Genomic DNA, 21,951 nt, shown 5'->3' with positions numbered 1-21,951 from the left:
ATGTGTGCCCGACCACCCTTGACGGCACCGCCTACCATGGCGCGGTGCACACCGACGAGCTGATGATCCGTACGGGCCGCGCCGAGGACGACGCGGCGCTCGCCGCGCTGGACCGCTCGGTCTGGTCCACCCTCAGCGAGGTGGCCCCGCAGAGCCCCGAGGGCAGCGCCTTCTTCGACGAGCGGCACACCCCCGACGAGTACCTCGTCGCCGAACTCGGCGGAGCCGTGGTCGGCTACACCCGCCAGGTGCCGCCCACCCCGCTGGCCAGCAACCGGCACGTCCGGCAGATCCAGGGCCTGGCGGTGGCCCGCGAGGCCCGCGGCCGGGGCGTCGGCCGGGCCCTCGTCGAGGCCGCCTGCGAGGCCGCGGCGGCGGCCGGCGCCCGCCGCATCACCCTGCGGGTGCTCGCCCACAACGAGCCCGCCCGCCGCCTCTACGAGCAGTGCGGCTTCCGGGTGGAGGGCGTGCTCCCGGGCGAGTTCCTGCTCGACGGCGAGTACGTCGACGACGTCTGGATGGGCCGCAGCCTGCCTGCCTGACCGCCCGCTCGCCGCTGTTCTGTCGGGGCGCTCCCGCGCTCCTCGCTTTCGGCTCCGACGGGCAGGAGGGGCCCACCCTTCTGCACAGGCGGGCCCTTCGGTTCGCGCCCGCGCACACCGGGTTCCTGACGGCCGGTCCAATCGTGACCTTGCCGCCCCTGCCGGGCTGCACCCCGGGACCGGTACCGTACGGCCGTGAGCACATCGACTCCTCCCGGCTGGTACCCCGTCCCGGAGACCGGGCCGGGCGGCGCCGCGCAGGAACGCTGGTGGGACGGCACCGCGTGGACCGCCGAGGTCCGCCCCGCCCAGTCCGCCGCGGCCGCGCAGCCCGCGCAGATCGCCGACGCCCCCACCCAGGCCTGGTCGGGCCAGCCCGTGGCGCCCGCCCAGGGGTACGGCTACCCGCAGCAGCAGTCGGCGCCCTACGGCTACCCGCAGCCCGGCCCGCCGTACGCGTACCCCTCGGCCGTGCCCGGCCCGAAGAACCGCAACGGGCTGATCATCGGCATCGCGGCCGGCGTGCTGGCCCTGGCCGTGATCGCCGGCGTGGTGCTGGTGCTCGCGGACGGCGACAACGACCCGCCGGTGGTGGTCGCCCCGCCGCCGTCCGCCGCGTTCTCGGCGTCCCCGCGGACGAGCCCCAGCCTGCCGCGGACCAGCCCGAGCCCGCGCAGCAGCTCCTCCGCGCTCGCCGGCAGCACGCTCACCGACATCATCCACGGCTGGCGCGTCCCGCGGCCCACCGGCTGGACGGTGCACAGCAGCAACGGCTCGCAATCGGTGTGGGAGGTCACCGGCCCGTACGACTGCGGCATGGAGACCCAGTGCATCCGCGGCCAGTTCTCCGTGGAGACGGTGTCCGTGCCCGGCACGGACGCCGCCACGGTCGCCAAGGCCGCCATGGCCGAGTACGCTCCGCGGATCTTCGGTGACCTCACCAGCCACGAGGAGCTGACCTCCGGCTCGATCACCGTCGCCGGCGCCACCGGCTACGCCGTCCGCTGGCACGTCACGCCCAAGCAGGGTGCCTCGGGCTACGTCCTGATGGTCGCCGTGCCGGACGCCCGCGGCAGGGGCTTCGTGATGATGCACGGCGGCGTGGACGACGACCCCAAGGCGCCGGACCCGGGCACGCTCGACGCCATCGTCAAGGGCATCCGCTCCACCACGGCCGACAGCAACGCCTGACCGCCGCAATGCCTGAACGGCAGCCCGGTCGGCACCGTGCCGGCCGGGCTCACTCCTCGCCGAAGCGCTCCCACAGCCGGGGGAAGCGCTTCGCCATGATGCCCGCGTCCTCGAAGTCGAAGGGAGCGCCCTCCGGGCCGTCCTGCTGCTCCAGTCCCAGATCGGGCAGCGGCAGGCCGGTCAGCTGCTCGTGCGCCTCGTCGGCGGCGTAGCCGAGGTCCTCGGCCTCGCCGTCCTCCTCCTCGTCGAAGTCGGGGAGCAGCGCGGCCAGCTCGTCCGGTTCGTGCACCGCGTGCTCGTACACCTCGCGGCCCTGGCCGATCAGCCAGCACCGGAAGAAGTCGAAGTCGTCCGCGGTGGCGCCGCCCAGCATCAGGTGCGCGGCACCCCAGAGCTCGGTCGTGAAGGCCCGCTGGAAGCGTGCCTCGAACAGCCGGGCGAAGTCGATCACATCGTCCGGGGTGAGCTGCACCAGCCGGTCGACCAGCGCGTCCGCCTGGTCGTCCGGATCTCCCTCTGCGGCCGCGCGGGTGTCGTCGATCAGCTGCCAGAAGTCCGTCTCGTACATCACCGCTCCAGCATCCACGCTGACCCCGGTGAATGCATGCGAGGCACGCGAGGAGCGGCTCAGCCGATCCTGGACGGCGCGAAACCCCCGCCCCGAGCCGAAGGGCCCGCCGGTGCCGAAAGGGTGGACCCCTCCTGCCCGTCGGCGGGCAAGGAGGGCGAGCGCGAGGGCGACACCCGCCCCGAGCCGAAGGACCCGCCGGTGCCGAAAGGGAGGAGCGAGGGAGCGCAGCGACGGAGCGACGACCGTCGGCGCCGGGTCAGGAGGGCCCGGAGGCGAGCGGGCGACAGAACAGCGGCGAGCGGGCGACAGAACAGCCCCCGTCCCGGCGAACCGGGGCGGGGGCTGTGCATGCCTTGCGGCGTCGTCCTTACAGGCCGAGCTCGACCTCGAACTCGGCGGCCTCCAGGATCTCCTTGACGGCCACCAGGTAGCGGGCGGCGTCGGCGCCGTCCACCAGGCGGTGGTCGTAGGAGAGCGACAGGTAGGTCATGTCGCGGATGCCGATGGCGGTGCCGCCGTCGGACTCGATGACCACCGGACGCTTCACCGTGGCGCCGATGCCCAGGATCGCGACCTGGTTCGGCGGCACGATGACGGTGTCGAACAGCGCACCGCGCGAGCCGGTGTTGCTGATGGTGAAGGTGGCGCCGGACAGCTCGTCCGGGGTGATCTTGTTGCCGCGCACCTTCTGGGCCAGCTCGGCGGTCTTCTTGGAGATGCCGGCGATGTTGAGGTCGCCCGCACCCTTGATGACCGGGGTCATCAGACCCTTCTCCGAGTCCACCGCGATACCGATGTTCTCGGTGTCGAAGTAGGTGATGGTGCCCTCGGCCTCGTTGATCCGGGCGTTGATGACCGGGTGGGCCTTCAGCGCCTGGGCGGCGGCCTTGACGAAGAACGGCATCGGGGACAGCTTCACGCCCTCGCGGGCGAGGAAGGAGTCCTTGGCCTTGCCGCGCAGCGACATGATCTTGGTGACGTCCACCTCGACCACGCTGGTCAGCTGGGCCTGCTCGTGCAGGGCCTTCAGCATGTTGTCGCCGATGGCCTTGCGGATGCGGGTCATCTTGACCGTCTGGCCGCGCAGCGGGGACGGGGCGGCGGCAGCCTTCGGCGCGGCGGCCGGGGCGGCGGGCGCGGCCTGGGCGGCCTTCGCGGCCTCGGCGGCGGCCAGCACGTCCTGCTTGCGGATACGGCCGCCGACACCGCTGCCGGTGACGGCCGAGAGGGCCACACCGTGCTCGGCGGCGAGCTTGCGCACCAGCGGGGTGACGTACGCGTCGCCGTTGTCCGCGGCCGGGGCGGCGACCGGGGCCGGAACAGCCACCGAAACGGGCGCGGGCGCCGGAGCGGCCGGAGCCGGGGCAGCGGCCACGGGGGCCGGGGCCGGGGCCGGGGCGGGCGCCGGCGCGGGGGCCTCGACCACGGGGGCCGGAGCGGCAGCCGGAGCCGGAGCAGCGGCCGGAGCCGGTGCGGCGGCGGGGGCCGGTGCGGCGGCGACCGCGCCCGCGGCACCGATCAGCGCGAGCTGGGCGCCGACCTCGGCGGTCTCGTCCTCGCCGACCAGGATCTTCACCAGGGTGCCGGCGACCGGCGACGGGATCTCGGTGTCGACCTTGTCGGTGGAGACCTCGAGCAGCGGCTCGTCGACCTCGACGGTGTCGCCCTCGGCCTTCAGCCAGCGGGTGACGGTGCCCTCGGTGACCGACTCGCCCAGCGCGGGCAGCAGCACCGGCGTGGCGTCCGTCGGGGCGGCGGCCGGGGCCGGAGCGGCGTCGGCGACCGGGGCGGGGGCAGCGGCGGGGGCCTCGGCGACCGGGGCCGGGGCGGCGGCCGGCGCAGCCTCCGCGGCCGGGGCCGGAGCGGCCGCGGGGGCGCCCGAGCCGTCGTCGATGATGGCCAGCTCGGCGCCGACCTCGACCGTCTCGTCCTCGCCGACCTTGATCGACGCGAGGATGCCGGACGCGGGGGCCGGGATCTCGGTGTCGACCTTGTCGGTGGAGACCTCGAGCAGCGGCTCGTCGGCCTCCACGCGCTCACCCTCGGCCTTCAGCCAGCGGGTGACGGTGCCCTCGGTCACGCTCTCGCCCAGTGCGGGCAGTGTTACTGAGACCGCCATGGTTTCAGCGACTCCTATCAAGTCTTGCGTACAGGAATGGACAACTAAGGGGTGCCGCGGATCAGTCGTGCGCGTGCAGCGGCTTGCCGGCCAGCGCCAGGTGCGCCTCGCCCAGGGCCTCGGACTGGCTGGGGTGCGCGTGGATGAGCTGCGCGACCTCGGCGGGCAGGGCCTCCCAGTTGTAGATCAGCTGGGCCTCGCCGACCTGCTCGCCCATGCGGGCGCCGACCATGTGGACACCCACCACGGCGCCGTCCTTGACCTGGACGAGCTTGATCTCGCCGGCGGTCTTCAGGATCTTGCTCTTGCCGTTGCCGGCCAGGTTGTACTTGAGCGTGACGATCTTGTCCTTGCCGTACTGCTCGACGGCCTTGGCCTCGGACAGGCCGACGGACGCCACCTCGGGGTTCGAGTAGGTGACGCGCGGGATGCCGTCGTAGTCGATCGGGACGGTCTTCAGGCCCGCCAGGCGCTCGGCGACGAGCATGCCCTCGGCGAAGCCGACGTGGGCGAGCTGCAGGGTCGGGACGAGGTCGCCGACGGCCGAGATGGTCGGCACGTTGGTGCGCAGGTACTCGTCGACCAGGACGTAGCCGCGGTCCATCGCGACGCCGGCCTCCTCGTAGCCGAGGCCGGCCGAGACCGGGCCGCGGCCGATGGCGACGAGCAGCACGTCGGCGTCGATCTGCTTGCCGTTCTCGGTGGAGACGCGGACACCGTTCTCGGTGTACTCGACGCCCGAGAAGCGGGCCTTCAGCTCGAACTTGATGCCGCGCTTGCGGAAGGCGCGCTCGAGCAGCTTGGAGCTGTTCTCGTCCTCCAGCGGGACGAGGTGCGGCAGGGCCTCGACGATGGTGACGTCGACGCCGAAGGACTTCCACACGGACGCGAACTCGACGCCGATGACGCCGCCGCCGAGGATGACGGCCGACTTCGGGATGTAGTCGAGCTTGAGGGCGTGGTCCGAGGAGATGATCCGGTTGCCGTCGATGGTCAGACCGGGCAGCGACTTCGGCACCGAGCCGGTGGCGAGGACGATGTGGCGGCCCTCGACGCGCTGGCCGTTGACGTCCACCGAGGTCTGCGAGGACAGCCGGCCCTCACCCTGGATGTAGGTGACCTTGCGGGAGGCGACCAGGCCCTGCAGGCCCTTGTACAGGCCGGAGACGACGTCGTCCTTGTACTTGTGGACGCCCTTGATGTCGATGCCCTGGAAGGTCGCGAGCACGCCGAACTCGGCGGCCTCGCGGGTCTCGTCGGCGACCTCGGCCGCGTGCAGCAGGGCCTTGGTGGGGATGCAGCCGCGGTGCAGGCAGGTGCCGCCCAGCTCACCCTTCTCGATCAGCGCGACGCTCAGACCCAGCTGGGCGGCGCGGAGCGCCGCGGCGTAACCGCCGCTTCCGCCTCCGAGAATGACTACGTCGAAAACGGTGCTGGCGTCGTTCGCCACGTCACGTCCTCCATGCAAAGGGGTGCGGTTCGCCGGGCCGGTCGCGGTCCGGTGGTGTGGGAAGCCTTTGTAAGGCGCCCAGTCGTGCCGGAAATACATCTTTGCACTTGTTCGAGGCGACTGGTGTCCGGGGCCGCCCCCACCGGCGCAGCCGGGCGGTCACAGGGCGCTCGAATGCCCCGTACGGGTGGGTATCACCGCAGCTCACAGCGGTGGTGCAGGGACGGAGAGCGGGGGTGCCGGAGGCCCGGGATCGGGCTTCTTCCGCTCTGCGGAAGACAGTTTCGCCCGCGGCGAACACCGTCTCGGAATGTGGCCTTCGCCACCCCCTCGGTATTACCGGCTGGTAATGGGAAAACGCCGAGGGGTCCGGCGCCCACCCGGGCACCGGACCCCTCCGCGGATTTCCGCAGGCCGTCAGGCGCCGGCCGCCACGTCCTCCGCGTACCGCACCAGGGTGCGCACGGCGCTGGCGGTGCCGCCCTTCGGGGTGTAGCCGAACGGGCCGCCCTCGTTGAACGCCGGACCGGCGATGTCCAGGTGCGCCCAGTCGGTGCCCTCGGCCACGAACTCCTTCAGGAACAGGCCGGCCACCAGGCCGCCGCCCATCCGCTCGCCCATGTTGGCGAGGTCGGCGATCGTCGACTCGACCATGCCCTTGCGCAGGTCCGCGGGCAGCGGCATCGGCCAGGACTGCTCGCCGACCGCGGTCGCGGTCTCGTGCAGGCGGGTGCGCAGCTCGTCGTTGTTGGACATCACGCCGAAGGTGCGGGTGCCCAGAGCCAGCACCATCGCGCCGGTCAGGGTGGCGACGTCCACGATGACGTCCGGGTTCTCCTCGCCGGCCCGGACGATCGCGTCGGCCAGCACCAGGCGGCCCTCGGCGTCGGTGTTGAGCACCTCGACGGTCTTGCCGCCGTACATCCGCAGCACGTCGCCGGGGCGGGTCGCCGTGCCGGACGGCATGTTCTCGGCCAGCGCCAGCCATGCGGTGACGTTGACCTGCAGGCCCAGGCGCTTGGCGGCGACCACGGCGGCGAACACCGCGGCGGCACCGGACATGTCGCACTTCATGGTCTCGTTGTGGCCGGCCGGCTTCAGCGAGATGCCGCCCGAGTCGTAGGTGATGCCCTTGCCGACGAAGGCCAGCGAGGCCTTCGCCTTCGGGTGGGTGTAGGCCACCTTCACCAGGCGGGGCGGGTTCGCGGAGCCGTTGCCGACGCCCAGGATGCCGCCGAAGCCGCCCTTGAGCAGCGCCTTCTCGTCCAGCACCTCGACCTTGAGGCCGTGCTCCTTGCCGGCCGCCTGGGCGATCGCGGCGAAGGACTTCGGGTTGAGGTCGTTCGGCGCGGTGTTGACCAGGTCGCGGGCGCGGTTCATCTCCTCGCCGACCGCGGTGGCGCGCTCGACCGCGGCCTTGGCGTCCTTGCTGCCCTTGCGGGTGGCGAGCAGCACCAGCTCGCCGACCGGGGCCTTGCCGTTCTCGCCCTTGTAGGTGCCGAAGGAGTACGCACCGAGCAGGCCGCCCAGCGCGACCGCCTCGAGCTCCTCCGCGGTCTCGGCGGGCAGCAGCAGCGCGGCCTTCTTCGCACCGGCCAGCGTGCGGGACGCGACACCGGCGGCGCGGCGCAGCGACTCCGCGGCGAAGCCGTCCTCGGACGCGTCACCGAGGCCGACCGCCAGCACGAGCGGGGCCTTCAGCCCGGCGGCCGCCGGGACCTTGACCGCCTCGCCCTCGGCGCCGGTCGCGCCCAGGGTGGCGAGGACCTCGGTCAGCGTGCCGTCGAACGCCTCGGCCACGGCCTCGGCGCCGGGGGCGAGCACCAGGCCCTTGGGGCCCTTCGCCACGCCGACCACCAGGGCGTCCGCGCGCAGGCTTGCGGCGGAGGAGGTGCTCACAGACAGAGTTGTCACGACGATGCGTCCTGTTCTTTCGCGGTCCACGGCCGGTGACGGCTCGGGGTGTGCCGTACCGGCATAACCCCGGCTCACTCCGCGGGGAAACGGGGCGCAGGGCTACGGTGCACCCCGCATGGTAGTCCGCATACTGGGACTCCGCGGCGGCAGGGCGCCCGGGCCCCGGCCGACCGGGCGTACACGGTGTGACGAACCGCGCGAACCGGACGCCGCCGCCGGCCCCTGCTCAGCCCGTCCCGATCAGTGCCAGCGCCACCAGCGCGCCGGTCGCGGCGGTCTCCGCCATGGCGCCGAGCACGTCCCCGGTGATCCCGTCCAGCCGTCGCACGCAGCGCCGCAGCAGCAGCACCGCGCAGCCCAGTCCGACCGCCAGCGCCGCAGGCCACACCGGGGCCCGCAGGCCGAACGGCAGCCCGGCCGCACCCAGCAGCACCGCGCAGCCCGCGGTCACCGCCACCGCCCCGAGGGCCGGCACCGTGCCGGCGACGGCGGCACCCAGCCCGCCCGGCCGGGCGGCGGGCACGCCGGCGCGGCAGCCCCAGCCGAGCGCACAGCGCCCGGCGACCGCGGCGGTGAGCACCGCCAGCGCGCCGCGGCCGAGCGATGCGTCGAACTGCCCTGCTATGACCGCGATCTGAGCCAGCATCACCAGAACGAGCGTCAGCACGCCGAACGGCCCGATGTCCGACTGCTTCATGATCCGCAGCGCGTCCTCGGCCGGTTTCCCGCTGCCGAGACCGTCGGCGACGTCGGCCAGCCCGTCCAGGTGCAGCCCGCGGGTCAGCGCGGCGAGCACCCCGACGGCGGCCACCGCACCGAGCAGACCGCCCGCGCGCCAAGCCGCCAGCGCCCCGGCGCCCGCCGCGAGCGCACCCAGCACCACACCCACCAGGGGAGCGGCGAGCATCGCCCGGCCGGCCGTCGGACGGTCCCAGCGGTCGACCCGGACCGGCAGCACCGACAGCGTGCCGAAGGCGAAACGCAGCCCGTCCGGCACGTCAGCCCAGGCCCAGCAGCTCCGCCGCGGTCGGCAGCTTCGCCGGCGGGCGGGGCTCGGCCGGTGCGGCGGCCGGCACCGCGGCGGGCTCGGCCAGCGCGTCCGAGGCGGCCTGCAGCAGCGGCAGCGCCAGCAGGGCGCCGACACCCTCGCCGGCCGTCACGCCGAGCTGCTGCAGCGGCGTCAGGGTGAGCCGGTCGTACGCCTTCGCCTGGGCGGGCTCGCCGCTGTCCTGGCCGGCCCGCCACCACTCGGGGGCCCGGAAGGCGACCCGCTGGGCGACCAGTGCACAGGCCGCGGACACCACGCCGTCGAGCACCACGGGCAGCCGGCGCACCGCGGCCTGCAGCAGGAAGCCGGTGATCGCGGCGAAGTCGGCGCCGCCGGTCGCCGCGAGCAGCGCCAGCTGGTCGCCGAGCACCGGGCGGGCCCGGCGCAGCGCGTCGCGGACGGTGGCGCACTTGACCATCCACACCCGGTCGTCGATGCCCGAACCGCGGCCGGTCACGGCGGCCGCGTCGGTGCCGCACAGGGCGCCGACCAGGACGGCCGCGACGGTGGTGGAGCCGGCACCGATGTCGCCGAGCAGCACCAGGTCGGTGCCGGCGTCGGCCTCCTCGTCGGCGATCGCCATACCGGCCCGGAACGCGCGGGCGGTCTCCTCGGCGGTCAGCGCGTCCTCGACGTCGATCCGGCCGGAGCCGCGCCGCACGCGGTACTGCGACACCTCGGCCGGGAACTCGCCGGGGGCGGCATCGACCGAGAGGTCGACGACCCGCACGGCGGCGCCGTAGCGGCGGGCGAGCAGCGCGACCGGTGCGGTGCCCTCCAGCACGGCGTGCACGCGGTCCGCCGTGGTACGGCCGGGGACGGGCCGGGAGACGCCGAGCCCGGCGACGCCGTGGTCGCCGGCGAACAGCAGCACCTTCGCGGCGGTCACCGGCCGCAGCGGGGCCGCGCCCTGGACGGAGGCGAGCCAGGCGCCGAGCTCCTCCAGCGCGCCGAGACCGCCCGGCGGCAGGCCGAGCTGCTGCCGGAACTCCTCGGCGGCCTTGCGGGCGGCCTCGTCGGGCCGCTCGACGAGGGAGGAGAAACTGTCGAGATCCACGGTCGTGTCCATCGCTCGGAAGGCTACACGGCGGCGGCTTTCACGGTCAGCACCTGCCCGGCCACCACCAGCAGCACCTGCTCCGAGGCGTCGGCGACGGCCATGTTGAGCCGCCCGAGGGTGTCCCGGAAGCGCCGCCCGGCGGGGGTCGCGGGCACCACGCCCATGCCGACCTCGTTGCTCACCGCGACGGCCCGGCGCCGGGTGCTCCGCCAGGCCGCGGCGAGTGCGTCGCAGCGCCGCTGCACCGCCTGTTCGCCGCCGTCGTGCCAGCTGTCGTCGGCCCAGGCGCCGTGCTCGTCCATCACCGCGGTCAGCCACAGGGCGAGGCAGTCGATCAGCACCGGGGCGCGGTCGCCGTCGTCGGCGAGGACGGCCTCCAGGTCGCAGGTCTCCGCCGTGCGCCAGCCGGCCGGCCGCCGGTCGCGGTGCAGCCTGACCCGCTCCGCCCACTCCCGGTCGCCGTCGCGGGTGCCGCCGGTCGCCACGTACAGCACGTCGTCGTGCGCGCCGAGCAGCTGCTCGGCGCGGGTGGACTTGCCGGAGCGGGCGCCGCCGAGGAGGAGGGTGCGGGGGAGTGCCATGCGGATCATCCTGCCCTACCAGGTATGGGGCGCGGCCGGGCGGGCACGCTAGTGTGCGCACGACGGCGTGGTCACCGAGCGGGAGGAGTCCGACACATGGTGTGGACGTGGCGGTTCGAGCAGCAGGACGGCACCGGGGTCGACCAGCCCGGCGGCCAGGAGGAGTTCCCCGGCCAGGGTGACGCCGAGTCGTGGATCGGCGAGACCTGGCGGCAGCTGCTGGAGGACGGCGTGGACCGCGCCGTGCTGCTGGAGGACGACCGGGTCGTCTACTCGATGAGCCTGCACGAGGGCTGAGCGGCACGGCAGAGAGGTCGGCCGGTCCTGCCCCCGCGCGGCCCCGGTCGGCTGCGCGTTACTTGGTGCCGACGAGGTGGAGCAGGGCGGCGACCTGGCGGTACGGGTCCTGGCGGCCGGCGCGTTCCTCGGCGTCGAGCAGCTGGGCGAGCTGCCGGCCGTCCACCGGCGCCGCCTCCTCGGGGGTGGCGTCGGTGAAGACCCGGACGCCGTACCAGTGCCGCAGCGGCACGGAGATGCCGGAGAGCGTGGTGGTCAGCTCGGCGAGGTGGTGGGCCCGTGCGGGCACGCCGTACCGGTCGGTGCAGCGGTAGGAGTCGAAGGCGGCGAGTGCCGCCCGCCAGTCGCCGGCCAGCGCGGGCCGCATGGCCAGGGCGTCCGCGTTGCGGACGAGCAGCGACAGCACGCCGCCGACGTCCAGCACCCGGGCGAGCGCGGCGAGCAGCGGGTCCGGATCGGCGAGGTACATCAGGGCGCCGTGGCAGAGCACGGCGTCGAAGGAGCGCGGCGGGAACCACCGGCCGCAGGCGTGCCCGTCGCCGCCGATCAGCCGGATGCGTTCCTGGACGTCGGCGGGCTCGGCGGCCACGGCGGCCTGGGCCGCGCCGAGGGTGACCGGGTCGGGGTCGACCCCGGTGACCCAGTGCCCGGCGCGGGCGAGCCGCACCGTCTGGGTGCCCTGGCCGCAGCCCACGTCGAGGACGCGCAGGCCGGTACGGCCGGCCAGCTGCTCGGCGAGCTGCCGGGTCAGCAGTTCGTCGCGGACGACGGTCTGCAGACCGCCCGGGCGGCCGGGCCACGGCCCGGCCGCGTGCCGGCCGCCGCCGCCGACGGCGGGCAGCCGGTCGTGTCCGCCGACGCCCTGGCCGGGCAGCGCGTACAGCCCGGATGCCTCCTGCTGGACGGGCAGGGCCCAGGGCGGCGGCACCGGCTCCGCGGTCAGGGCCGCTCGCCCCGCTTCACCTGCGGCTTGGGCAGGCGCAGACGGCGCATCTGCAGGGTGCGCATCAGGCCGTAGGGGACGGCGCCGCGGGTGTTCTGGTCGGGGAAGCGCTCGCGCAGGGCCTTGCGCAGGCCGAGGCCGAGGCGGACGAAGTCGAGGATGACCAGGACGAAGAAGACCAGGAACAGCAGCGTGGAGAGCAGCCGCAGGATGTCCACCTGGACGATGCTGAGCACCAGCACCACGACCGCGTACGGCAGGAAGAACTCGGCCATCGACCAGCGGGAGTCGACGTAGTCGCGCACGTAGCGGCGCACCGGGCCCTTGTCGCGGGCGGGCAGGTAGCGCTCGTCGCCCTCGAGCAGGGCGGTCCGCTGCTTCTCGCGCTCGGAGCGCATCCGCTCGCGGGACTGCCGGGCGGCCTCCTTGCGGTCCTTGGGGACCGTCACGCGGGTGCGCAGGCCGGCCTCGGCCTCGCTGCGCTTGGGCGTGGGGCGGCCCTTCTTGGCCTGCGGGTCGCGGGGGGTCTTCTCGTCCTGCTCGGCCAGCGCGGTCGCGGCGGAGGAGGCATCATCACGGCGTCGGAACACACCCCCAGCGTACGTGTTGGCCGGATGCTTTCCGCAGCGCCGGTCGGCACGAACGGATATCGATCGTCCCCGTCTCCCGTACGGGGGCCCCTCGGCCGTCCGGATCATGGTCTCAGGGTCGTGTCCACCCCAGGGACGATGCCGGACAGTGTGCGGCTGTAGCAGTCTTGTTGCAGCTCGTGCACTGCGGCGACCGGCTCGCTGCACATAGACTCGACGTGTTACGAGACGGAATTCGCAGGCCCGTAGAAGGGGGCACCCGAGGCCCATGAGCGACGGAATCATGAAGCGTATGGGGCTGATCTTCCGCTCCAAGGCCAACAAGGCACTGGATCGTGCGGAGGACCCGCGGGAGACGCTCGACTACTCCTACCAGAAGCAGCTGGAGCTGCTGCAGAAGGTGCGCAGGGGTGTCGCCGACGTGGCCACCTCGCGCAAGCGCCTGGAACTCCAGCTGACCCAGCTGCAGCAGCAGTCCTCGAAGTACGAGGACCAGGGCCGCAAGGCGCTCTCGCTCGGCCGCGAGGACCTCGCCCGCGAGGCGCTCACCCGCAAGGCGAACCTGCAGTCCCAGATCACCGACCTCGAGACGCAGTACCAGCAGCTGCAGGCCGAGGAGGAGAAGCTCACGCTCGCCTCCCAGCGGCTGCAGGCCAAGGTGGACGCCTTCCGCACCAAGAAGGAGACCATCAAGGCGACGTACACCGCGGCTCAGGCGCAGACCCGGATCGCCGAGTCCTTCTCCGGCATCTCGGAGGAGATGGGCGACGTCGGCCTCGCCATCCAGCGGGCCGAGGACAAGACCGCCCAGATGCAGGCCCGGGCCGGCGCCATCGACGAACTGCTCGCCTCCGGCGCGCTCGACGACGCCAGCGGTCTCGGCCGCAAGGACGACATCGAGGCCGAGCTGGAGCGGGTGGCCGGCGGCAGCGACGTCGAGCTGGAGCTCGCCCGGATGAAGGCCGAGCTGACCGGCGGCTCCCCGGCCGCCGCCCCGCAGGCGATCGAGCAGGGACAGCAGGACTCGGGGAAGATCAACTACAACAAGTAATACCGGACAGCAACACGTACCCGGACAGGGAGACGCGCCGGCATGATCATGAGGGTCATGGGTGAGGGGCAGTTCGAGGTGGGCGAGAGCCACCTGAACCGGCTCAACGAGCTGGACGACGAACTGCTCAAGGCCGTGGAGTCGGGGGACGACGAGAAGTTCCGGGCCGCGCTGGAGGGCCTGCTGGGCGCGGTCAAGGAGTTCGGCAGCCCGCTGCCGGACGACTCCCTGGAACCCTCCGACCTCATCCTGCCGGACGTGGAGGCGACCATCGCCGAGGTCCGCGAGATGCTGCGCGGCGAGGGGGACGGCCTGATCCCCGGCCTGCCGGAGTAGGTCCCGTGACACGCCGAAGGGCGGGCACCCCGTACGGGGTGCCCGCCCTTCGGCGTGCTGCGGTGCGGCGGAACGTTACGGCAGGGCCAGCATCCGGTCGAGCGCGGCCTTGGCGTACTTCTCCGTCTCCGGGTCGACGGTGATCACGTTCGGCACCCGGCCCTCGACCAGCGACTCCAGCGCCCACACCAGGTGCGGGAGGTCGATCCGGTTCATGGTCGAGCAGAAGCACACCGTGCGGTCGAGGAAGACGACCTCCTTGTCCGGGTGCGCCTTGGCCAGGCGGCGGACCAGGTTGAGCTCGGTGCCGATGGCCCACTTGGAGCCGGGCTCGGCGGCGTCCAGCGCCTTGATGATGTACTCCGTCGAGCCGACCATGTCGGCCGCGGTGACCACCTCGTGCCGGCACTCCGGGTGCACCAGCACGTTGACGCCCGGGATGCGCTCGCGGACCTCGTTCACCGAGTCCAGGTTGAAGCGGCCGTGCACCGAGCAGTGCCCGCGCCACAGGATCATCTTCGCGTCCCGCAGCTGCTCGGCGGTCAGGCCGCCGTTCGGCTTGTGCGGGTTGTAGAGCACGCAGTCGTCGAGGGAGAAGCCCATCTCCAGGACGGCGGTGTTGCGGCCCAGGTGCTGGTCGGGCAGGAACAGCACCTTCTGGCCCTGCTCGAACGCCCACTCCAGCGCCCGCTTCGCGTTGGAGGAGGTGCAGATGGTGCCGCCGTGCTTGCCGGTGAAGGCCTTGATGTCGGCCGAGGAGTTCATGTACGAGACCGGCACGGTCACGTCCGCGATGCCGGCGTCGGCGAGCACGTCCCAGCACTCGGCGACCTGCTCGGCGGTGGCCATGTCGGCCATCGAGCAGCCGGCGGCGAGGTCCGGCAGGACGACCTGCTGGGCGTCCGAGGTGAGGATGTCCGCGGACTCGGCCATGAAGTGCACACCGCAGAAGACGATGTACTCGGCCTCCGGGCGGGCCGCCGCGTCGCGGGCCAGCTTGAAGGAGTCGCCGGTCACGTCGGCGAACTCGATGACCTCGTCGCGCTGGTAGTGGTGGCCGAGGATGAAGACGCGGTCGCCCAGCTTCGCCTTGGCGGCGCGGGCGCGTTCGACCAGGTCGGGGTCGGAGGCGGCGGGCAGGTCCCCGGGGCACTCGACGCCGCGCTCGCTCGCGGGGTCGGCCTCGCGGCCGAGCAGCAGCAGCGCCAGGGGCGTCGGGTCGGGGTCGACGCCGTAGGTCTCGGTGGTGGTGGTCACGGGCGGGTGCCCTCCTGTGCGGCCGATCTTCCGGCCCCTGCCGAGCTGCGGCTTCACCGCGGGGCCTTCTCGTCTATCTGACGCTATCTATGATAACCCGTTAGCGTCACTCTGACGATGGCCGTTCTGTCGATGTGACGAGAACCGCTCGCCGGATCGGCGCCTTCACCGGCGTGGCCCGGCCGCCATCGGGCCGCCATCGCGTTGTCTTGGACCATGAAGGCGATTGTGATCAGGAAGTACGGCGGCCCCGAGGTCGTCGAGTACACCGACGTGCCCGATCCCAAGGTCGGACCGGACTCCGTACTGGTCCGGGTCAGGGCCGCCGGCGTCAACCCGGTCGACTGGAAGCTCCGCGAGGGGTACCTCGACGGCATCATGGACGTCCACTTCCCGCTGATCATGGGCTGGGACATGGCCGGCACCGTCCAGGCCGTCGGCGGCGGCGTCACCGAGTTCAAGCCCGGCGACGAGGTCGTCGGCTACGTCCGCAAGGACTCCGCCGAGCACGGCACCTACGCCCAGCTCGTCTCCGCCCCCGTCCGCACCCTCGCCCGCAAGCCCGCCTCGCTCGACTGGGCCCAGGCCGGCGGCCTGCCGCTCGCCGGGCTCACCGCCCACCGGGCACTCGTCACCACCCTGCGCATCCGCGAGGGCCAGACCGTCCTGGTGCACGCCGCGGCCGGCGGCGTCGGCAGCCTCGCCGTCCAGATCGCCACCGCCCACGGCGCCCGGGTCATCGGCACCGCCGGCGAACGCAACCACAACTACCTGCGCGAACTCGGCGCCGAACCCGTCGCCTACGGCGAGGGCCTGGTCGACCGCGTCCGCGCACTCGCCCCCGACGGCGTCGACGCCGCCCTCGACCTGATCGGCGGCGACGCCGTCGAGGTCTCCGCCCAGCTCGTCCGCGACCCCTCCGGCATCGCCTCGGTCACCGACTACGGCGTCGTCGCCCGCGGCGGCCACTACGTCTGGGCCCGCCCCGACGCCGCCGGCCTCGAGGCGCTCGGCCGCCTCGCCGACGAGGGGAAGCTCCGCGTCCCGGTCGCCTCCACCTTCCCGCTCTCCCAGGCCGCCTCCGCCCAGGCCCTCAACGCCGAGGGCCGCACCCGCGGCAAGATCGTGCTGCTGGTGGACTGAGACCGACCGGCAACAGGGAGCGCCGGTCGGTCCCGAACCGCGCGTCCGCCAGAATGGGGCGGTGTGCCGTCCCACCCCGACGGCCCCACCGCCCCCGCACGCACCACCAGTGGAGTCCCCGGCATGAGCACGCACCGACCCTCGGACCCGGGCGGGGCGTCGCTCGACGAGACCGACCGCCTCCTGCTGGAACACCTCAGCAAGGACGGCCGCGCCTCCTACGCCGAGATCGGCCTGCTCGCCAACCTCTCCGCCACCGCCGTCCGCCGCCGCATCGACCGGCTCCGCGCCCGCGGCATCGTCCGCGGCTTCACCGTCGTCCTCGACCCCGCCCTGCTCGGCTGGCAGACCGAGGCCTTCGTCGAGATCTACTGCCGCGAGCGGACCAGCCCCGAGGAGCTCCTCGCCAGCCTCCGCCAGTTCCCCGAGGTCGTCGCCGCCTGGACGGTCACCGGCGACCCGGACGCCCTCGTCCACCTCCGCGCCGCCGACACCCGGCACCTGGAGGCCGTCATCGAGCGCATCCGCAAGGAGCCCGGCGTCCAGCGCAGCCGCAGCTCCGTGGTGCTCTCCCGGCTCATCGGCTGACCCCTCCGGCACCCACGCAGGAAAGCTGCGCGACCCCCCTCGAACACGCACGAAAGCTGCCCGCGCGGCCCCGTTCCGACGCGCGCCGCAACAGCGCCGCTGCCTACGCTGATCGTGTCCGGTACGCCCCAGAAACCCCACTGGCACCGGCCCGCACAGCCCCGCAGCCCGAACGAGAGGGACCCCCGTGTCCGCAGCCCCCGACCGCATGCACCAGCCCGACAGCCGGCTCGTGGAGCTCGTCTTCGACTACATGCGCGAGCGGCTGCAGTACAACCCCGTCCCGCTCGACCACCCCGGCGACGGCGAGCACCTGCGCACCCACCTCTCCGGCCTGCTCAACGAGCACGGCAACGACCCCGGCGACGTCCTCAAGCTCTACGACCACGAGCTGTCCCGGGCCGTCATCTCCGCCGACAGCCCCCGCTACCTCTCCTTCATCCCCTGCGCCCCCACCAAGGCCGCCCTGCTCTTCGACATGGTCGTCTCCTGCGCCTCCCTCCAGGGCATCTCCTGGCTCGAGGCCGCCGGCGCCATCGCCGCCGAGAACCAGGTGCTCCGCCTGATAGCGGACCGCGCCGGACTGCCCGCCTCCGCCGGCGGCACCTTCGTCTCCGGCGGCTCCGCAGGCAACCTCTCCGCCCTCGTCGTCGCCCGCGACACCGCCCGCCGCAGGCTCGGCGTGGGGCCCGAGGCCCGGCTGCGGATCGCCGTCGCCGACCAGGTGCACTCCTCGGTCAAGAACACCTTCAACATCATCGGCGTCGAGGCCTTCGTCGTCCCGACAGTGGACCGCCGCTTCACCGGCGAGGCCCTGCGCGCCGCCCTGGCCGCCGACCCGAACCCCGAGACCGTCATCGCCGTGGTCGGCACCGCCGGCACCACCAACGAGGGCATCGTCGACGACCTCCAGGGCCTCTCCGAGGTCACCCGCGAACGCGGCCTGTGGTTCCACGTCGACGGCGCCTACGGCGGCGCCGGCCTCTTCGCGCCCTCCGTCCGCGAGCGCTACAACGGCATCGAGCACGCCGACTCCTTCGTCGTCGACCCGCACAAGTGGCTCTTCGCGCCCTTCGACTGCGCCGCCCTGCTCTACCGCAACCCGCAGCTCGCCCGCGCCGTGCACACCCAGGACGCCTCCTACCTCGACGTCCTGCACACCGAGGGCGACGAGTGGAACCCCACCGACTACGCCTACCACCTCACCCGGCGCGCCCGCGGCCTGCCGCTCTGGTTCTCCCTCGCCGTCCACGGCACCCAGGCCTACACCGACGCCATCGAGACCGGCCTCAAGCTGGCCCAGGACACCGCACAGCTCATCCGCGACACCGAGCACCTGGAACTGCTGCACGACCCGCAGCTCTCCGCGGTCTGCTTCCGCCGCAAGGGCTGGACCCACCAGGACTACTACCGCTGGTCGCAGCAGCTGCTCGCCGACCAGATCGGCTTCGTCACCCCCACCGGCTGGGACGGCGAGACCGTCGCCCGCTTCGCCTTCCTCCACCCCGGCACCACCATGGACATGGTCGAGGAGATCCTCGCCACCATGGCGTGAGACCAGTAGGGGCGCATGGGCGGACCCCCCAGCCTTCGGCCGGGAGGTCCGCCCATGCGCCCCTTGCGGTCGACCCCGTCAGAGAAAGGCGCCGCTGGGGATGTACGGCAACGGCGGCCGCATCCCCCGCAGGCCCAGGTAGCCCCGGGTCTCCAGGCTCAGCCCCACCTCCAGGCCGACGTCCACCGCCCACTCCTGCTCCGCCGTGAGGAACTCCACCCGGGCCTCCGTCCCGTCCGGCACCCGCGCCAGCGCCTCCCGCAGCAGCCGCGTCGCGATCCGCTTCGACGTCGCCGCCAGCGCCTTCACCCCGCCGCCGTCCCGGTAGCAGTAGCCGCTGCCCGCCAGCGAGTCCGCGACCAGCAGCTCCTCGTAGTGCGCCAGCATGAACCCGTGGTCCGGGCCGTGCGCGGCCCCCCGCAGCCGGCGGTCCACCGAATCCAGCAGGTGGAACTGCGCCGCCCCGCCGGGGTGCACCGGGATGTCGCCCGGGTCCAGCAGGCCCGCCCGGTCGACCTGCCCGCGCAGCAGCATCGCCGGGTGCAGCGTGAACCCGGCCAGTCGGTACCGCCGCGCGGCCGCCGGCGACGGCGAGGCGCACAGCATCCCGCGCAGGCACCCCCGCCCGTGCCCGGCCGCGTGCTCCAGCAGCAGCCGCCCCACCCCTTGGCCCTGCACCGCCGGGTCGACCACGTACAGCGCCAGCAGCCACAGGCCCTCGCGCCGCAGCGACAGCGCCGCCCCGACCGCCCGGCCGTCCTGCTCGGCCAGCCAGCACCCCTGCGGGTCGGTCTGCGCGAGGTGCCGCGTCCGCGACTCGTGCCGCACCGCCCGGCCGGGCCCTTCGAGGGGCTCCCCGAAGGCCGCCCACGCCACCTCCCTGACGGCCACGGCATCCGCGGCACTGTCCCTGACCCGGCGAACGATCACGCATCTCATCCTGGCCCCCGGCGGCCCCCGCCGCGGCGGGTTTGCCGAGATCGGAGGCCGAGCTCCGTGCGGCGATGTGCGAGCATGGGAGACGTGGGGGAGCGGGCGACGAAAACGTCCCCCGGAAATACCACCGACCGGAAATGAATCCGGGAGGCCGCCGGTTGGCACTGGCGGCACACTGTCGTCACAGACCGGGAGTAAGCATGACCGTCCAGGACGAGACCACCGTCGAGAGTGGCATCATCCTCACCGACGCCGCCGCGGCCAAGGTCAAGGGCCTGCTCGAGCAGGAGGGCCGCGACGACCTCGCGCTGCGCGTCGCCGTGCAGCCGGGCGGCTGCTCCGGCCTGCGCTACCAGCTGTTCTTCGACGAGCGCTCGCTGGACGGCGACGTCGTCAAGGACTTCGGCGGCGTGAAGGTCGTCACCGACCGCATGAGCGCCCCGTACCTCGGCGGCGCCACCGTCGACTTCGTCGACACCATCGAGAAGCAGGGCTTCACGATCGACAACCCCAACGCCACCGGCTCCTGCGCCTGCGGCGACTCCTTCAGCTGAGCCGCGCCACAGCCGAACTGCCGGAGGGCGGCCCCGATGCGGGGCCGCCCTCCGGCGTTCTGCGGCGTCAACCGGCCGGGGTCAACGCGGCCCGCCCGGCGTGTCACCCAGCACGGTGAGCCCCGTCCCCGACGTCATGTCGATCACATTGCGCTCGCCCAGCGGCTGCGCCAGCTGCGCCGACACGGAATCCCGCTTCGCGAGCGCCGGGCACTCCTTGCCGCGCGGCGCCGGCTTCGACACCACCACCCGGACGCGCACCAGCCCCGGCGCCTGCTCGTCCGCCCTCAGGGCGTACTCCTCGCACACCCCGCCGTAGAAGTACACGGTCAGGTGCGTGCGGTCCGTCAGCGAGTACCCGATCGCAGGCAGGCTGGCCGCGGTCGGAGCGGGCTCGCCGACGGCTATCCCGGGACCGGTCGGCTGCCCCGGCTCGGGGGCCGCCGTCGGGCTGTCCGACGGGCTCGGCGAGGGCGACCCGGACGGGGCGCTCGCGCCCGCCGTCGGCTGCGCGGAGGGCGCGCCGCCCGCGCTGCCCGCGGTCTGCGACCCACAGGCCGCCACTGCCGAGACGGCGAGCGCCACCCCCGCCGCCAGCACGGCGGCCCGCCGCCGGCGAGCGGCCCCGAACGGTACGACTGCGGTCCTTGCGTCCATGGTGCGACTTCCTCCCGAGGGTCCAGCGAACCCGCCACCGAAGCGGTGCTGCGCCGGTTTGACGTGCCCCGGAGAAAACCGGTTCCACCCGGCCGGAGGGCGCAGGGGAGAAGGGGGTGGCGCTGCGTCGGTCAGCTGCCGTACTCGGCCATCGACGCGACCAGCCGCTGCGCGCCGGAGGGCACCGACACGCCCGAGGGCCGGACGGCCGCGGGCTGCGGGCCCGCAGCCAGCAGCGGCCAGAACAGGCCGAGCCGGCGGGACGAGCTGACCAGGGCGTCGAGGGTGTCCCCGTCCGCCTCCCCGCAGAGCGCGCTCGGGACAAGGCCGGGGGACTGGGTGGGCATCATCGCTGTCTCGCTCCGATCGCCGGGCCGCGGCCTCGTTGCCGCGGCGCGCCTGGCCGGGGCCGGACGACGCCGGCCCCGTGTTGCGACCCTAGGCCGCCGCAGGTCACCCCACCAGGGCTACTCCGGGGTAGTACCGGTTCGGGTCGACCCGGTCTCCGGGACACTTGGCTGTACCGTAGGTGGGTCCACCGCTGCTTCCGGCCGCCATCAGGCCACCCGAGGAGACCCCCGTGCGTATCGCCGTCGCCGGCTCGATCGCCACCGACCACCTGACGACCTTCCCCGGCCGCTTCGCCGACCAGCTGGTCGCGGAGCAGCTGCACACCGTCTCGCTCTCCTTCCTGGTCGACACCCTCGACATCCGCCGCGGCGGCGTCGGCCCCAACATCGCCTTCGGCATGGGCGTGCTCGGCCTGCGCCCCGTCCTGGTCGGCGCGGCCGGCGCAGACTTCGACGAGTACCGCAGCTGGCTGGAGCGCAACGGCGTGGACACCGACTCGGTGCACATCTCCGAGACCCGCCACACCGCCCGCTTCATGTGCACCACCGACCTGGACCACAACCAGATCGCGTCCTTCTACACCGGCGCCATGGCCGAGGCCCGCAACATCGAGCTCAAGCCGATCGCCGACCGCGTCGGCGGCCTCGACCTCGTCCTGATCGGCGCCGACGACCCGCAGGCGATGGTCCGCCACACCCAGGAGTGCCGCAGCCGCGGCTACGCCTTCGCCGCCGACCCCTCCCAGCAGCTGGCCCGCCTGGAGGGCGACGACATCCGCGAGATCGTCGACGGCGCCGCGTACCTCTTCACCAACGAGTACGAGGCCGCGCTCATCGAGTCCAAGACCGGCTGGGACGCCGAGGAGCTGCTGAACCGCGTCGGCACCCGCGTCACCACCCTCGGCCCCAAGGGCGTCCGGATCGAGCGCAAGGGCGAGCCCGCGATCACCGTCGGCTGCCCCGCCGAGGAGCGCAAGGCCGACCCGACCGGCGTCGGCGACGGCTTCCGCGCCGGCTTCCTCGCCGGCCTGTCCTGGGACCTCGGCCTGGAGCGCGCCGCCCAGGTCGGCTGCATGCTCGCCACCCTGGTGATCGAGACCGTCGGCACCCAGGAGTACGAGCTGCGCCGCGCCCACTTCACCGACCGCTTCGCCGCCGCATACGGCGAGGAGGCCGCGGCCGAGGTCCGCGCCAAGCTCGCCTGACCCCGCCCGG

22 protein-coding genes and 1 pseudogene are annotated in these 21,951 nt (G+C 73.5%); 10 read left to right on the top strand and 13 right to left on the bottom strand.

The window, feature by feature from the left end; translation table 11 throughout:
* The first annotated feature begins 62 nt into the window (after window positions 1–62).
* Complete coding sequence (locus ACQ614_RS10635; RefSeq protein ID WP_431683886.1) at window positions 63–542, top strand: N-acetyltransferase family protein; 480 nt, start codon at window positions 63–65, stop codon at window positions 540–542.
* Between the two features lie 195 nt (window positions 543–737).
* On the top strand, window positions 738–1,733 hold the full coding sequence (locus tag ACQ614_RS10630) for a DUF2510 domain-containing protein (RefSeq protein WP_431678217.1): 996 nt from the start codon (window positions 738–740) through the stop codon (window positions 1,731–1,733).
* Between the two features lie 49 nt (window positions 1,734–1,782).
* Here ACQ614_RS10630 and ACQ614_RS10625 read toward each other — a convergent pair whose 3' ends face one another.
* The 7 genes and pseudogenes from ACQ614_RS10625 to cobU all read right to left on the bottom strand — a co-directional run.
* Complete coding sequence (locus tag ACQ614_RS10625) at window positions 1,783–2,301, bottom strand: DUF4240 domain-containing protein (protein ID WP_431678216.1); 519 nt, start codon at window positions 2,299–2,301, stop codon at window positions 1,783–1,785.
* 370 nt (window positions 2,302–2,671) lie between these two features.
* Complete coding sequence (sucB, locus tag ACQ614_RS10620) at window positions 2,672–4,423, bottom strand: 2-oxoglutarate dehydrogenase, E2 component, dihydrolipoamide succinyltransferase (RefSeq protein WP_431678215.1); 1,752 nt, start codon at window positions 4,421–4,423, stop codon at window positions 2,672–2,674.
* Window positions 4,424–4,484: 61 nt separating this feature from the next.
* Window positions 4,485–5,873 (bottom strand): dihydrolipoyl dehydrogenase, encoded by a 1,389-nt coding sequence (gene lpdA, locus ACQ614_RS10615; protein WP_363489257.1) that lies wholly within the window; start codon window positions 5,871–5,873, stop codon window positions 4,485–4,487.
* A gap of 417 nt (window positions 5,874–6,290) precedes the next feature.
* Window positions 6,291–7,787 (bottom strand): leucyl aminopeptidase, encoded by a 1,497-nt coding sequence (locus ACQ614_RS10610; protein ID WP_431678214.1) that lies wholly within the window; start codon window positions 7,785–7,787, stop codon window positions 6,291–6,293.
* Window positions 7,788–8,016: 229 nt separating this feature from the next.
* Complete coding sequence (locus ACQ614_RS10605; protein ID WP_363489261.1) at window positions 8,017–8,787, bottom strand: adenosylcobinamide-GDP ribazoletransferase; 771 nt, start codon at window positions 8,785–8,787, stop codon at window positions 8,017–8,019.
* A gap of 1 nt (window position 8,788) precedes the next feature.
* A complete protein-coding gene (locus ACQ614_RS10600) occupies window positions 8,789–9,907 on the bottom strand; it encodes a nicotinate-nucleotide--dimethylbenzimidazole phosphoribosyltransferase (protein ID WP_431678212.1) in 1,119 nt (372 codons plus the stop codon).
* 11 nt (window positions 9,908–9,918) lie between these two features.
* Window positions 9,919–10,467: pseudogene (gene cobU / locus ACQ614_RS10595) on the bottom strand (bifunctional adenosylcobinamide kinase/adenosylcobinamide-phosphate guanylyltransferase); the annotation flags it as partial.
* A 108-nt stretch (window positions 10,468–10,575) separates the two neighbouring features.
* On the opposite strand from cobU, the gene ACQ614_RS10590 reads away from it, so the two are divergent.
* Window positions 10,576–10,776 (top strand): hypothetical protein, encoded by a 201-nt coding sequence (locus ACQ614_RS10590; RefSeq protein ID WP_363489265.1) that lies wholly within the window; start codon window positions 10,576–10,578, stop codon window positions 10,774–10,776.
* 58 nt (window positions 10,777–10,834) lie between these two features.
* On the opposite strand, the gene ACQ614_RS10585 is transcribed toward ACQ614_RS10590, so the two are convergent.
* Both ACQ614_RS10585 and ACQ614_RS10580 read right to left on the bottom strand, forming a co-directional pair.
* Window positions 10,835–11,704, bottom strand: a complete 870-nt coding sequence (locus tag ACQ614_RS10585) for a class I SAM-dependent methyltransferase (protein WP_431678211.1) — start codon at window positions 11,702–11,704, stop codon at window positions 10,835–10,837.
* An 11-nt stretch (window positions 11,705–11,715) separates the two neighbouring features.
* Complete coding sequence (locus tag ACQ614_RS10580; RefSeq protein WP_431678209.1) at window positions 11,716–12,309, bottom strand: DUF3043 domain-containing protein; 594 nt, start codon at window positions 12,307–12,309, stop codon at window positions 11,716–11,718.
* A gap of 268 nt (window positions 12,310–12,577) precedes the next feature.
* Between ACQ614_RS10580 and ACQ614_RS10575 the strand changes: the two genes are divergently transcribed.
* Together ACQ614_RS10575 and pspAA are read left to right on the top strand one after the other, a co-directional pair.
* The gene (locus ACQ614_RS10575; RefSeq protein WP_363489271.1) at window positions 12,578–13,360 is read left to right on the top strand and encodes a PspA/IM30 family protein; all 783 of its coding nucleotides are present in this window, start codon (window positions 12,578–12,580) and stop codon (window positions 13,358–13,360) included.
* 42 nt (window positions 13,361–13,402) lie between these two features.
* The gene (pspAA, locus tag ACQ614_RS10570; protein WP_363489273.1) at window positions 13,403–13,696 is read left to right on the top strand and encodes a PspA-associated protein PspAA; all 294 of its coding nucleotides are present in this window, start codon (window positions 13,403–13,405) and stop codon (window positions 13,694–13,696) included.
* Window positions 13,697–13,771: 75 nt separating this feature from the next.
* Here pspAA and nadA read toward each other — a convergent pair whose 3' ends face one another.
* Entirely contained in the window at window positions 13,772–14,953 is a 1,182-nt protein-coding gene (gene nadA / locus ACQ614_RS10565; RefSeq protein ID WP_431678207.1) for a quinolinate synthase NadA, read from the bottom strand.
* Between the two features lie 216 nt (window positions 14,954–15,169).
* Between nadA and ACQ614_RS10560 the strand changes: the two genes are divergently transcribed.
* The 3 genes from ACQ614_RS10560 (at window position 15,170) to ACQ614_RS10550 (ending at window position 18,239) form a co-directional block, all read left to right on the top strand.
* A complete protein-coding gene (locus ACQ614_RS10560) occupies window positions 15,170–16,096 on the top strand; it encodes an NADP-dependent oxidoreductase (RefSeq protein WP_431678206.1) in 927 nt (308 codons plus the stop codon).
* Window positions 16,097–16,219: 123 nt separating this feature from the next.
* A complete protein-coding gene (locus tag ACQ614_RS10555; RefSeq protein WP_363489279.1) occupies window positions 16,220–16,684 on the top strand; it encodes an Lrp/AsnC family transcriptional regulator in 465 nt (154 codons plus the stop codon).
* Window positions 16,685–16,871: 187 nt separating this feature from the next.
* Window positions 16,872–18,239, top strand: a complete 1,368-nt coding sequence (locus ACQ614_RS10550) for a pyridoxal phosphate-dependent decarboxylase family protein (protein WP_431678204.1) — start codon at window positions 16,872–16,874, stop codon at window positions 18,237–18,239.
* 78 nt (window positions 18,240–18,317) lie between these two features.
* Here the strand turns inward: ACQ614_RS10550 and ACQ614_RS10545 are convergent, their stop codons facing one another.
* Complete coding sequence (locus ACQ614_RS10545; protein ID WP_431678202.1) at window positions 18,318–19,169, bottom strand: GNAT family N-acetyltransferase; 852 nt, start codon at window positions 19,167–19,169, stop codon at window positions 18,318–18,320.
* A gap of 206 nt (window positions 19,170–19,375) precedes the next feature.
* On the opposite strand from ACQ614_RS10545, the gene ACQ614_RS10540 reads away from it, so the two are divergent.
* A complete protein-coding gene (locus tag ACQ614_RS10540; RefSeq protein WP_055587162.1) occupies window positions 19,376–19,729 on the top strand; it encodes a HesB/IscA family protein in 354 nt (117 codons plus the stop codon).
* An 81-nt stretch (window positions 19,730–19,810) separates the two neighbouring features.
* On the opposite strand, the gene ACQ614_RS10535 is transcribed toward ACQ614_RS10540, so the two are convergent.
* Together ACQ614_RS10535 and ACQ614_RS10530 are read right to left on the bottom strand one after the other, a co-directional pair.
* Window positions 19,811–20,386 (bottom strand): hypothetical protein, encoded by a 576-nt coding sequence (locus ACQ614_RS10535; protein ID WP_431678201.1) that lies wholly within the window; start codon window positions 20,384–20,386, stop codon window positions 19,811–19,813.
* Between the two features lie 131 nt (window positions 20,387–20,517).
* Entirely contained in the window at window positions 20,518–20,733 is a 216-nt protein-coding gene (locus ACQ614_RS10530) for a hypothetical protein (protein ID WP_363489287.1), read from the bottom strand.
* Between the two features lie 233 nt (window positions 20,734–20,966).
* On the opposite strand from ACQ614_RS10530, the gene ACQ614_RS10525 reads away from it, so the two are divergent.
* On the top strand, window positions 20,967–21,941 hold the full coding sequence (locus ACQ614_RS10525) for a carbohydrate kinase family protein (RefSeq protein ID WP_431678200.1): 975 nt from the start codon (window positions 20,967–20,969) through the stop codon (window positions 21,939–21,941).
* Window positions 21,942–21,951: the final 10 nt, after the last annotated feature.

The organism is Kitasatospora dryopteridis (assembly GCF_050749075.1).
GTDB lineage: Bacteria > Actinomycetota > Actinomycetes > Streptomycetales > Streptomycetaceae > Kitasatospora.
The sequence above is the reverse complement of the archived record's forward strand: the minus strand, read 5'-3'. Positions and strand labels throughout refer to the sequence as shown.